Consider the following 11,158-nt stretch of genomic DNA (forward strand, 5'->3'; position numbering starts at 1 on the left):
CTAGCTCGATTGTTTTTAAAGATGTTAAAATAATCCGTGAGCAATGGTGTAATTAGATTCAAAGGCTAATCAAGTTATTTTATGATTTGATTCCGATATACAAGCTTGCTCAACAGTGTCTATAAAAGAATCTGCTAACAATTGTGCAGTCTGAGCACTTACTAAAGGAACTACATGGGCAAAACTACAAAATAGCTCTTCATGGAAAGTTACTACACCTAACCAAAAAGAACCACCAAGCCAATGCTGTCCTGTCGCAAAGTATAACTCTTTCAGTTTTAATTCGCCATATTTGTCGGCTAAATTAAATTGACCACGATTTGATATCTCTATTGTATTTTTTCGTCCCATATTCTGATTAGAAAGTTGGATAATCATATCCTCATTTACATATTGCAAACTTTCATTACAAAAACGAGCTATCGGAATTCCTAGACTAATGGACTTACTGATTTTTGATTTACATTCCCTTGCCAAATCCCAAAAACTAGTATTTTCTTCTAAGGTGTGAATTTCTTCCACGATCGAGATAAAGCAACCAATAGATTCAGGAGTTATTTCAGGCTGACAAGACTTTCTTAAACTTACATTTGAGCCGCAGGATAAACTCAGAGATGTATCCTTAAAAGCAATTTTTGCTGTTCCCAATAACATTGCTGCACATAAAGCACCATGTATGGTAGTTTGTTCTTGTTTACAACGTTCTTTCAGTCTTAGAGTCATCTCTTTACTGAAAATTCGAGTCACAAGATTTGTGCGTCGCTGACTTGGAGGTGCTTCGGTTTCAATAATTAACTGAGGTTTGGGAAATTCTTGAAGTGGTTTTTGTTCAGCTTCATCAAGGTTATTTGGACTGATGAGATTCCTGTTTAGCATCTCTTCTAGTGGCGGTAGAAGTTTCATCGTAGGGATTTCAGATATATTTTCTCCATCTGGAATTTTGTGACAATAGGACAATAGTTCATTGATGAAATTCATGCAAGACATACCATCAATGATAGCGTGATGAAATGTGGCAATAATTTCACTGAATTCGTTACTTTTAGCAGCACGAATAAACGTCACTCTACAAAGAGGATTTGTGCCACCAGGGAATTTTTTGTGCAATTCTTCTTCAGCAATCTCAATCCATTGATTCTCAGATTGCTTATCTATAACCTGCAAAGGAATTTTCGGTGTTCCTTCCGATTTAAAATAATTGCCATCTTCTGCATTAACGATATGAACTTGCAACATTGGATGACGCTTCTGTATCAAATCGAGAGCCTGTTGCAGGATATCAGGTGTAAGTTCACCTTCGATTCTAGCAACATTTACATCGATCATTCCACCCAACTCGTGGATAATTTCAAATAGATTTTCGAGCAGACCAAGTTTTCTATTTAGGATGTTCATATTAGTGGAATGGGAGAATGTAAAATAATCAGGACTTACGCACAGCGCTCAAGCCCATTATACAAATGCCTGATGACTAAGGGTGAAAAATTCCTGTTTTTCTATTTTTGAAATAATACAGTTTTTCCTGTAGATATCACCTGTTCCACAATATCAATAGCCCGACTAACCCCACCAGCCCCACGAATAGCTGCTTGTAACCTGGAAGCATTCTTTTTATAAGCATCTTCCGTCAGCACCCGCTTAACAGCAGTTCGCAATCTAGAAACGTTCAACTTAGCAAGGGGAACGACTTCACCCGCACCCGTCCAAGCAACACGCGCTGCTATTCCGGGTTGATCGTTAGTAACTGGAATTGCTACGATCGGTACACCATTGGTTAAAGATTCTAGGGTAGTATTCATGCCACAATGGGTAATAGTAAGTGTAGCTTTTTGAAGCAATTCCAATTGCGGTGCATATTCTACAACCAGCGGCGAACCAGGCAAATTAGGCAGCGAGTCGGGAGTGGCTGAACCGCCCAAAGAAATCACTAATTGAGCATCTAAACCCACACAAGCCTCAGCAATATTATAAAAAGTTTCTAATAGGCGATTTTGGATCGTCCCCATTGAAGCATAAATCAACGGTTGCCCAGTCAACTTTTCAAAGGGGAAATCGGCGATTTGCCTACCTGTTGCGCTATGGTAAGGCCCTGTGAAATGGAAGCATTGGGGCAACTGCTGGCGGGGAAATTCTAATTCAGCAGGCTGTTGACTGATTTGAGCCAGTTGCGAATAACCTTGATTGGGGTGTGACTGTAGAGGCAACTTCCACTCTCTGCGATATTCATCTATTAAATCTTGAACTGGTTGCGCCATGCGATCGAAAAAAGAATAAGCTGCTCGATTTCGCAATATTGACCACAAAGCCGGATTATAGCCCCAAGTTGTGAAAAAAGGCGGAATTGTTGCTTCTCGATTCACAACTACGGCACTGCAAATGGTAACAAAGGGAATCCCCAGGAAATCTGCCACCGTCCCTGCGCCTGGTGAAATTTGATCTATTAGCAAGGCTTCTACGCCAGCGGCTTTCAATGCTGGCGGAAGTTCTCGCAGAAACAAGGTCACCGTTTTCCCTATCCAGCTAAGGGTATATCGCAATGCTGTCATGCCGCTCAGTTTTCCTAGCTGGGTAAGCACTTGCGCTACTGATCCAAGGGGATATTCAGATTCACCTATCGCTTGAAATTCCAATCCTGCGGCTAGTGTCTTGGTTTGAGCATCGAGTATCCCGAATAGGGTGACGCGATGACCTCGCCGGTGCAGTTCTTTCCCCAAGGGCAACATAGTGTTGAGATGACCAGTTGATGCGGGACAAATCAGACCAAAATGAGTCATAAATAAATAGCCAGATGCGATAAAGGTCAATCCACCGGACATCAGATAAATCTCAAATCGAAGTCTCAAATCTCACATCGACTGACTTCTTTGCCGTTGAGCTTCATACAAGATTAGGGCAGAGGCGATCGACACATTTAATGATTCTACACTGCGACTGAGGGGGATTTGGATTTGTCGATCGGCCAAACTTCTCAATTCTGGCGACAATCCAGAACCTTCGTTACCCAAAACTATCAGAGTTGGCACTCGCAAATCTACTTCCCAATAAGTTAAACTGGCGTCGGCGACGGTTGCTAATATTTGCATTCCCCGATTTTTGTACCTGGAGACTTCGGCGGTTAAATCTGGAGTGACAGCTATGGGCAGTTTAAACCAAGCTCCTGCTGAGGCGCGCAGCACCTTTGGATGGTCTAAATCTGCGCTGTCTGCGCTCAGCAGTAAACCGTCGGCATTAGCAGCCGCAGCCGTACGGACGATCGCCCCTAAGTTGCCGGGATCTTGGATGGTTTCGAGGGCTATTCCTAAATTTGAGATTTCTGCGGGCGCGGTGGCGGTGCGGGGTGCGGTGGCGATAATGCCGTCTGGTTGAACTGTGGTGGCGATCGACTCTAAGACTTTTGCACTTACTAATTCTGTGCGATCGGCTAAACTAAGAATTTGATCCCACAGTTTTTCGTGCTGATCCAGCCATTCGGGAGTACAGCAAACTGTTTCTAACGGGTACTTTGCCGCGCAAGCTTCTTCGAGCAAATGCGTCCCTTCTAGTAAAAATAATTGTTGTTCCCTGCGTCCCTTCGAGCTGTGCAGCCTGCGGACTTCTTTAACTAGGGGATTTTGAATACTTGTAATCATTGTTTAATTCAGCAGAGCGAATGGGGTTAATTGCCTGTATCGGGTTAACCCCAAACTTTTTTCTGCCTTGGGAATGCGGAACCCGGGACTTGAACCCGGAAGGCTTGCACCACATGAACCTGAATCATGCGCGTCTACCAATTCCGCCAGTTCCGCATTGGTCACGAATCACTACTGTCCCATATCTTCGGGAATCTGTCAAGTGTTTTTTGCAATTAAATTTTAATTCGGGGATGCGATTAATTTAAATGCCCCATGCCCATTATGTTAAAATTGTCTTGGCAGATAGTTCTCACCTCGGCTACCTATGTGTCAGCCATTAACCCTCGATCCTCAAGAAAGAGCGACAATCTAACAGCGACGCACCAGGCTATTCAATAACTACAAAATTTAGTAATCTTGTAGGGTACGTCAGCAAAGTGTTAGTTTATTAATCGAGAAACTACGACCTGACGCACCCTACAGGATTTAAATTTAATCAGGCAAATCGGGGAAAACCTCGCGCACCGCCGGATGCACCAATCGGTGATTCTGCACGTTCAATCCCTTCGCTAAACTCGGATTAATTTCTAAAGCTTTAATCCCGTTATTTGCCAACTGCAAAACATAAGGCAAAGTGCTGTTATTCAAAGCTTGAGTTGCAGTCCAAGGCACGGCACCGGGCATATTTGGTACACCGTAATGCACAACTCCTTCCTCAACATAAGTAGGATTTGTGTGAGAAGTTACTCGCAAAGTTTCCACGCAGCCGCCTTGGTCAACGGCTACGTCAACAATCACAGAACCGGGGTGCATCTTGGCAACAAATGCGCGAGAAACCAACACCGGAGCTTTTTTGCCCAACACCAAAACTGCACCGATTAATAAATCAGCATCGGGGATAACTGCTTCAATTTGCAAAGGACTGCTGTAGAGGTATTCTACTCTGGAACCGAACAGAGTTTCTAGATAAGCGAGTCGATCGACATTTACATCTAAAATCTGGACTCTAGCGCCCATTCCGACAGCAATACGGGCTGCTTCTGTGCCAACGATTCCGCCGCCCAAAATCACAACTTTGCCCGGTCTTACCCCCGCTACGCCGCCCAAAAGTACGCCTCTGCCGCCTTGCTGCCGTTCCAGAAACCGAGCACCGAACTGCATGGCCAAACGCCCTGCAATAATGCTCATCGGCGTTAGCAGCGGCAATTTCCTGTCGGGGAGTTCGACGGTTTCGTAGGCGATGGCCTGGACTCCGCTGCTGATTAAGTGCTCGGTTAATGTACGATCGGCTGCTAAGTGCAAATATGTAAACAGCAACTGCTCTTTTTCAATCAGCGGATACTCAGCGGGCAGCGGTTCTTTAACTTTAACAATTAGTTGCCGATTCCAGACATCTGAAGCCTTGGAGACAATCTTCGCCCCGGCTTGAACGTAGTCCTCGTCGGTAAAACCTGCCCCAGCACCAGCATTCGTTTCCACAAAAACTGTGTGGCCTTTGTCCGAACAAGCCCGGACACTGGTGGGGCTGAGCCCGACTCGAAACTCCAAATCCTTGATTTCCTTGGGGACGCCTATTTCCATACGTGATACTCTAAATCTCAGGCTTATGTCGATCGAATTTAACCTAAAAACCAGCCCCACCGGGACAATACTCTTGGAGATTTTAGATTTGGGAATCCGGCGGGGCTAGGAGAATATTTGTTTGATTTTCATCCAGTGCGATCGCAATTTCCAAAATTTATCATTTTCCATAAAGTCGATCGCGCTTTTAGCCTGTTCCAACTTTAACTCAAGCTGCTGCATCTGAAGCTGCGAGTTTTCTAATTCCGACTTAGCCTCCTGCAACTGAATTCGCACCTCCTTTTCCCCAGGGTTTTTCCTAATCGCAATATCATGATAGCCTAGAGACTGAAGTGCTAAAAATACTACTTCCCAATCATTCGCAATACAAAACTCATTTGCTGCTTTCGCAACACCATAAGGTATGATCTCGCATACCGACCAATTCGTATAATCGTTAAAAACCATCATTCCGTCGGGCTTGACTTTAGTATAACCTTGCTGAATATCTTTGCAGACACCTTCATAGGCGTGGTCGGCATCGATATATATCCAGTCGAAATACTCGTTAGGAAAGCTGCTTAAAATTGTAGAGGAATCGCCTTCGTGAAGCTCGATAGTTCCATTTTCTATCCCCTCTTGAAATATATTTATTTCTTTCTGACTTAGCTCTTGTTTAAACAAGTCAAAACTATAATCTATGAGGTGCAGTTTTTGGGGCTTGGTAATAGAAATAATTTTCTCTGCAAACCGTCCGTATTGAGTTCCAACCTCAGCAACCACACTATTTTTAGGTAAAAATTCCAACATTTTAAGGCGGTTTTCAACCAAACGGCAATTTTTGATATGGCTGTGTTGAAGCATTGGAGCATAAATCACCAATGGATTGTCAGACCAATTATTCCATTTCTCGTTATCCCAGTCTTTAGTCGCGTCTAAAAAATTTTGTTTGTATTTGATAAAGTCTAACATATTATTCAGAGGGTAAGTGAGCTCAAAGCATGGAGAAACTCGATAAAAACCCCTTTTTAGTCAGGACTTCAGTTTTTTCTTTCCCAAGCCGTTTGCAGTCAGGACTTCATTCTTTTCTTTCCCCGTCAGCGGCAAGGACTAAAGTCCCTACTACAAAATTTTGACACTTTGGCAAATAAGTTTGCCAAAAAAAGGGTAAAAATCTCAACAAACAACCTGTAACAGTATAAAGTAGATTGTGCTTCTATAGATTTGCTTAGAAAAAAAATAACTTATAGAGAGTCTGCTGTCAATATATTTGATCGATCGCCTATAATTTAACAGGCTTGCACTCAGCGCGTCTCAAAAACAAATGCCCCGCATACCAACCCTAACATTCGATCGCGGAACGCTCCTGTTGCACCCGCCGCCCAAAGGCAGAGACTGGGCGGACTTTGCTACGTGGGACGATCGCGTGGAAAAATTCCGCATTCGGGCCATTCACTACCGCCCGCTGGTAGAATCGCTCCAAGCCGAGTGTACTAACTTCACCGACGAAGCTAGGGGATACGAACTACTTGAACTCGTGCCCAGCCTTGAAATGCAGCCTTACCAGCATCAACAAGAAGCCCTCGCAGCTTGGCAGGAAGCGGGAAGCCAAGGAGTAGTCGTCCTCCCCACCGCTTCCGGCAAAACTTATCTGGCACAATTAGCCATGCAAGTCACAGGTCGCAGTACACTAATTGTAGTACCGACTCTCGATTTAATGCACCAGTGGTACGCTAATTTAAAAGCAGCTTTTCCCGACATCGAAATTGGATTGTTGGGCGGAGGTTCGCGGGACAAAACGCCAATTTTAGTCGCAACTTACGACAGCGCCAGCATTCATGCCGAAACCTTGGGCAATAAATACGGCTTGTTGGTGTTTGACGAATGCCACCATTTACCAACGGACTTTTATCGGGTAATATCCGAATATGCGATCGCGCCTTTTCGACTCGGATTAACAGCAACACCCGATCGCACCGACGGCCGCCACAGCGACTTACATTTCCTCGTCGGCCCGACAGTATATAGCAAAAAACCAGAAGATTTAGCAGGCGACGCATTAGCCGACCATAAAATAGTTCAAATCATGGTCAAACTGTCAAAAGAAGAAACCGATCGCTATGCCGAATCCATGAACATTCGCAACGACTTCTTAAAACAGTCTAACATCAAAATATCCAGCCTCGAAGGTTGGAAACAGTTTATCATGGCCAGCGCGCGATCGCCATTAGGAAGGCGCGCCATGATTGCCCACCGCCAAGCCAAAGAAATCGCCCTTTGTACCGAAGGCAAACTGAGAATCCTAGCTCAAATATTAGCAGAACACTCTCCCCAGCGTACCTTAATCTTCACCGGAGACAACGCCACAGTCTACCGAATTTCCCAAGAATTTCTCATCCCCACAATCACCCACCAAACCCCAGTCAAAGAAAGACACGAAATCCTCGATAGATTTCGCAGCGGCGAATACAAAACCCTCGTCGCTTCCCACGTCCTCAACGAAGGAGTTGACGTACCAGACGCGAGAATTGCGATCATATTATCAGGTACGGGAAGCGAACGCGAATACATCCAGAGATTAGGTCGAGTTCTCCGCAAAAGCAGCGATGCAAATAAGTTAGCAATTCTCTACGAAGTCGTCACCGAAGACACCAGTGAAGAAAGAACATCGCAGCGTCGCCGAGGCGGAATGCAAGTTCACAAACCGCAACCAAAAATACAAACAGAACCACCACCAACCGAATATCCGAAATTAGAAACTGTCAAGCCAACACCAATTTACGGAGTCAACCGAGAGACAACAAAAAAAGCCGCAGAAACACCCGCAAAATGGGGAGATGATGATGACATTCCCTGGTAACAAGCTTAAAGAAGTTAGTTGTGGGATGGCAGTTTTAAGGAAAGGATTGCTATATAATTAAATCACTTCTAGGTTTCTTTAAAATTTTAAATCAATTTACAAAGTCAACCTAGAGGCGACAAAAAAATCAGCAGAACCAGCAAGAAAATAGGTCAAAACTGATGACCAAAATAAATATTGAATATAGCCAATTTAGTGTATAATCTCATAATCAATTAATTTAGATTACCTACAAATGAGCGATACCAGACAAATAAGAAACTTTAAAGTCTTTCCAAAACATACTGGAATTTGGGAGGGAAGCTGGACAATACTAGATGCTGACTGCAAAGAAATGCAGAAGTTTACAGCAGTGTTAACCCAGGAAATTGTTGACAACCAGTGGAGGCAAACTAACGTTCAAACCTATGCCAATGGCAAGACTGAAACCCAAACTTTTGTGGGTCATGTTGTCGGTGAAGGACAAGTGGAAATTGAAAGTCCTGATTCTATATTTTCTAACTACAAGACACTAGCGACAGAAGTTGGAGATCATCTGATAGTTTTTCAAATATGGGATAAAGCAACTAACATTCTCAGGGCCGTTGAAACAATCAATCTCGTCACTGACAATCGGCTAATTCGGACTACCCAAAGCTTGACAGAAGAGGGAAAACTTAGGGGAGTTATGGTGATTGTAGAACAAAAAATTGAGTAAAAGTTTTTACTGCTTATGTTACCAACCGACTTACTAAGTCACCGCCAAAACGGCGAATCAATCATTCCTCTCCGCCTAAAGATAGATGCAAAAAACTTAGAAGCAGCTAAGGAAACGATCGACTGTTTCCAAGAGGCGATCGGCAAAACCCAAGGCGAACTCGACGGACGCTTGCTAGAATTAGAAGGCGACAGCCCCGACTATCGGCTGAAACGGGGATTAGCGCACCTCCTCAAAGGCGGTTTCAGCACCTTGGAAGTCATCAGCCCCCTAGAACCCTCGGACTTGAGACAGCGAGTATTTGCCTTGTCCGCGCGATCGACTCCCAGCCCACAATCCACCCAAATAACCCTCGAAACAGTAGCCACAGAGCTCAGCCAAGACTTAAACAGAGAAGTTTTTGCCCACGAAATCAAAACAGGTTTATACGCCGATTTAAACGAAAACAAAATCCTCACCGAATTTGACGCACCAACACCCGAAAACTTACTTCACAAATACAACCTTTCCCAAGTTCAAGGCATATTTTACCGAGCAAGTCAAGTCCAATTAACCGCCCACCGCAACGATCCAGGAGAATACAAACTCTTATTTCGCTATCTGAAACTATTTCAATTAATGACTTATATTGAAGGCGATGCAGACCACGGTTTTACACTGACAATAGACGGCCCTACAAGCTTGTTCAAACCCAGCACCCGCTACGGCTTAGCCCTCGCAAAAATGCTGCCCGCACTACTGCACGTCACCAAGTGGAGTATGCACTCAACCCTGCAAACCAAAGATCCTTTTAGCGGGGTTGTAAAAACAGGTAAATTCACCCTAAATTCCGACTGCGGTTTAGTCAGCCACTATCCCCCCGGCAAACCCTATGATAGTATGCTAGAAGCAGCATTTGCTAGTAGGTGGGATAGCTTAAAAAGCGAGTGGAAACTCGAACGAGAAGTTGATTTGATCCCAATTCCAGGAAGCGTGATGATTCCCGACTTTCGGTTAGTACATCCCGACGGGCGAGTGTTTATCTTAGAAATAGTCGGCTATTGGCGGCCGGAGTATTTACAAAAGAAATTTGCACAAGTACATAAATCTGGATGTGATAACTTGATTTTAGCTATTTCCGAACGGCTGAATTTAGAAAAAGCTGGGGTAAATATCAAAGATGTTCCTGCAAAAATAGTCTGGTTTAAAGATAAATTGCAGCCTAAATCAGTCCTAGAAGTCCTCGAATAGTATGCCATCATTCCATCAATTGCAAACTTCTTTCTTCCTCTCTTCCTCTCTTCCTCTGTGAACTCTGCGCCCTCTGCGGTTCAAAAAACCTCTTCTATCAATTAAATTATCCTAAAAAGACGATCGCACATTCCAAACTCCAGTAAAATAGAAATATCCCCAAATCCATACCACCGCCTACCCTCACCCACAACCCATCGAACAATGGCAGACACAAGTATTGTCGAAAAAATCAAAAAGCTGTTAGCCCTCGCCACCTCATCCAATGAAAACGAATCGACGGCGGCGGCCGAAAAAGCTTCCGTTTTACTGGCGCAGTACAATCTGGGCCTCGCCGATTTAGGCCCGAATCATCAAGAAGAGATTGACGAAAACTCAGTTGAAACAACATCCAAATTTGTCACTTGGAAAATGATGCTGCTTTCGGGAATTGCTGAAGCTAACGGTTGTACTGGTATGCGGAACAGTTATACTGGTAGTATGTTTTTGGTGGGAAGTTCTACCAACTTGATTGTTTGCAAGCACCTTTATGAATATTTGAGTTCTGCGATCGAGAAACGGGCGAAATATCGCAAGGGAAATGGCCGGGGACTGGCGTATCTGAATGCTTTTAGGGTGGGGTGCGCGACAAGGCTGAGACAGCGATTGCTGGAACAAAAGCAGGAGATGGAGGAGTCGGGGATTCCGGGTTCGGTTGATACGGCGGCGACTCCTGCTATTGTAGTGCGATCGATGTTTGAGAAGAATCAACTGGCGATCGCGGATTATTTAAAAGGCCGAGGGGTTAAAGTTAAAACGAGAACAGATTCTCAAGTCAGCAGCGAAGCTGGTTTTAATTCGGGGTATGAAGTCGGTGACAAAATTAGTTTGCAAAAGCAAGTGCAGCCGGAAGGAGAACAAAAACAGCTTAATGAATGTGTTTGAGTTCGGGATTGTTATTGTACAATTAAAAGTGCCATGTCAGACCAAGAAATCGCTAACATCATAACCATAGAACCGGGTAAACGAGGTGGCAAACCTTGTATTCGAGGCATGAGAATTACGGTTTATGACGTGCTGGAATATCTCGCGTCTGGGATGACTTATCAAGAAATCCTAGATGATTTTCCTTATCTCACCCAACAGGATATTTTGACTTGTTTGAGTTTCGCGGCTAAACGGGAACGGTTGATGTTAGTTGTTGGGCAATGAAACTGCTTT

10 protein-coding genes and 1 tRNA gene are annotated in these 11,158 nt (G+C 44.1%); 5 read left to right on the forward strand and 6 right to left on the reverse strand.

Going from position 1 to position 11,158, the window contains the following annotated elements:
- Window positions 1–69: 69 nt before the first annotated feature.
- The 6 genes from QUB52_RS08870 to QUB52_RS08895 form a co-directional block, all read right to left on the reverse strand.
- Window positions 70–1,395 carry a condensation domain-containing protein gene (locus tag QUB52_RS08870; RefSeq protein ID WP_332966566.1) on the reverse strand — a complete coding sequence of 442 codons (1,326 nt, stop codon included), beginning with the start codon at window positions 1,393–1,395 and terminating at the stop codon, window positions 70–72.
- Between the two features lie 101 nt (window positions 1,396–1,496).
- On the reverse strand, window positions 1,497–2,774 hold the full coding sequence (locus QUB52_RS08875; RefSeq protein WP_265234696.1) for a glycosyltransferase: 1,278 nt from the start codon (window positions 2,772–2,774) through the stop codon (window positions 1,497–1,499).
- 72 nt (window positions 2,775–2,846) lie between these two features.
- Entirely contained in the window at window positions 2,847–3,629 is a 783-nt protein-coding gene (locus tag QUB52_RS08880) for a TrmH family RNA methyltransferase (RefSeq protein ID WP_265234695.1), read from the reverse strand.
- Window positions 3,630–3,703: 74 nt separating this feature from the next.
- Window positions 3,704–3,785 (reverse strand) — tRNA-Leu (locus QUB52_RS08885).
- Window positions 3,786–4,103: 318 nt separating this feature from the next.
- Window positions 4,104–5,192 (reverse strand): alanine dehydrogenase, encoded by a 1,089-nt coding sequence (gene ald, locus QUB52_RS08890; RefSeq protein WP_265234693.1) that lies wholly within the window; start codon window positions 5,190–5,192, stop codon window positions 4,104–4,106.
- A gap of 105 nt (window positions 5,193–5,297) precedes the next feature.
- Window positions 5,298–6,143 carry a class I SAM-dependent methyltransferase gene (locus QUB52_RS08895; RefSeq protein ID WP_265234692.1) on the reverse strand — a complete coding sequence of 282 codons (846 nt, stop codon included), beginning with the start codon at window positions 6,141–6,143 and terminating at the stop codon, window positions 5,298–5,300.
- A gap of 352 nt (window positions 6,144–6,495) precedes the next feature.
- Here QUB52_RS08895 and QUB52_RS08900 point away from each other — a divergent pair, with 352 nt between their 5' ends.
- The 5 genes from QUB52_RS08900 to QUB52_RS08920 all read left to right on the forward strand — a co-directional run bounded on the left by QUB52_RS08900 (window position 6,496) and on the right by QUB52_RS08920 (window position 11,149).
- Entirely contained in the window at window positions 6,496–8,031 is a 1,536-nt protein-coding gene (locus QUB52_RS08900) for a DEAD/DEAH box helicase (RefSeq protein WP_332972735.1), read from the forward strand.
- 235 nt (window positions 8,032–8,266) lie between these two features.
- Window positions 8,267–8,728: a DUF3598 family protein gene (locus tag QUB52_RS08905; RefSeq protein WP_332972734.1), complete on the forward strand. Its 462-nt coding sequence runs from the start codon at window positions 8,267–8,269 to the stop codon at window positions 8,726–8,728.
- A 15-nt stretch (window positions 8,729–8,743) separates the two neighbouring features.
- Complete coding sequence (locus tag QUB52_RS08910; protein WP_332972733.1) at window positions 8,744–9,958, forward strand: DUF790 family protein; 1,215 nt, start codon at window positions 8,744–8,746, stop codon at window positions 9,956–9,958.
- 204 nt (window positions 9,959–10,162) lie between these two features.
- On the forward strand, window positions 10,163–10,882 hold the full coding sequence (locus QUB52_RS08915) for a DUF2786 domain-containing protein (protein WP_332972732.1): 720 nt from the start codon (window positions 10,163–10,165) through the stop codon (window positions 10,880–10,882).
- A 33-nt stretch (window positions 10,883–10,915) separates the two neighbouring features.
- Complete coding sequence (locus QUB52_RS08920; RefSeq protein WP_332972731.1) at window positions 10,916–11,149, forward strand: DUF433 domain-containing protein; 234 nt, start codon at window positions 10,916–10,918, stop codon at window positions 11,147–11,149.
- Window positions 11,150–11,158 lie beyond the last annotated feature (9 nt).

This window comes from Microcoleus sp. A6-C6, from assembly GCF_036705955.1.
In the GTDB taxonomy this organism is placed as follows: Bacteria; Cyanobacteriota; Cyanobacteriia; order Cyanobacteriales; family Microcoleaceae; genus Microcoleus.

Coding starts and splice junctions, on each gene's coding strand:
- QUB52_RS08870 (WP_332966566.1), bottom strand. CDS start 1,395: ATGAACATCCTAAATAGAAAACTTGGTCTGCTCGAAAATCTATTTGAA.
- QUB52_RS08875 (WP_265234696.1), bottom strand. CDS start 2,774: ATGACTCATTTTGGTCTGATTTGTCCCGCATCAACTGGTCATCTCAAC.
- QUB52_RS08880 (WP_265234695.1), bottom strand. CDS start 3,629: ATGATTACAAGTATTCAAAATCCCCTAGTTAAAGAAGTCCGCAGGCTG.
- ald (WP_265234693.1), bottom strand. CDS start 5,192: ATGGAAATAGGCGTCCCCAAGGAAATCAAGGATTTGGAGTTTCGAGTC.
- QUB52_RS08895 (WP_265234692.1), bottom strand. CDS start 6,143: ATGTTAGACTTTATCAAATACAAACAAAATTTTTTAGACGCGACTAAA.
- QUB52_RS08900 (WP_332972735.1), top strand. CDS start 6,496: ATGCCCCGCATACCAACCCTAACATTCGATCGCGGAACGCTCCTGTTG.
- QUB52_RS08905 (WP_332972734.1), top strand. CDS start 8,267: ATGAGCGATACCAGACAAATAAGAAACTTTAAAGTCTTTCCAAAACAT.
- QUB52_RS08910 (WP_332972733.1), top strand. CDS start 8,744: ATGTTACCAACCGACTTACTAAGTCACCGCCAAAACGGCGAATCAATC.
- QUB52_RS08915 (WP_332972732.1), top strand. CDS start 10,163: ATGGCAGACACAAGTATTGTCGAAAAAATCAAAAAGCTGTTAGCCCTC.
- QUB52_RS08920 (WP_332972731.1), top strand. CDS start 10,916: ATGTCAGACCAAGAAATCGCTAACATCATAACCATAGAACCGGGTAAA.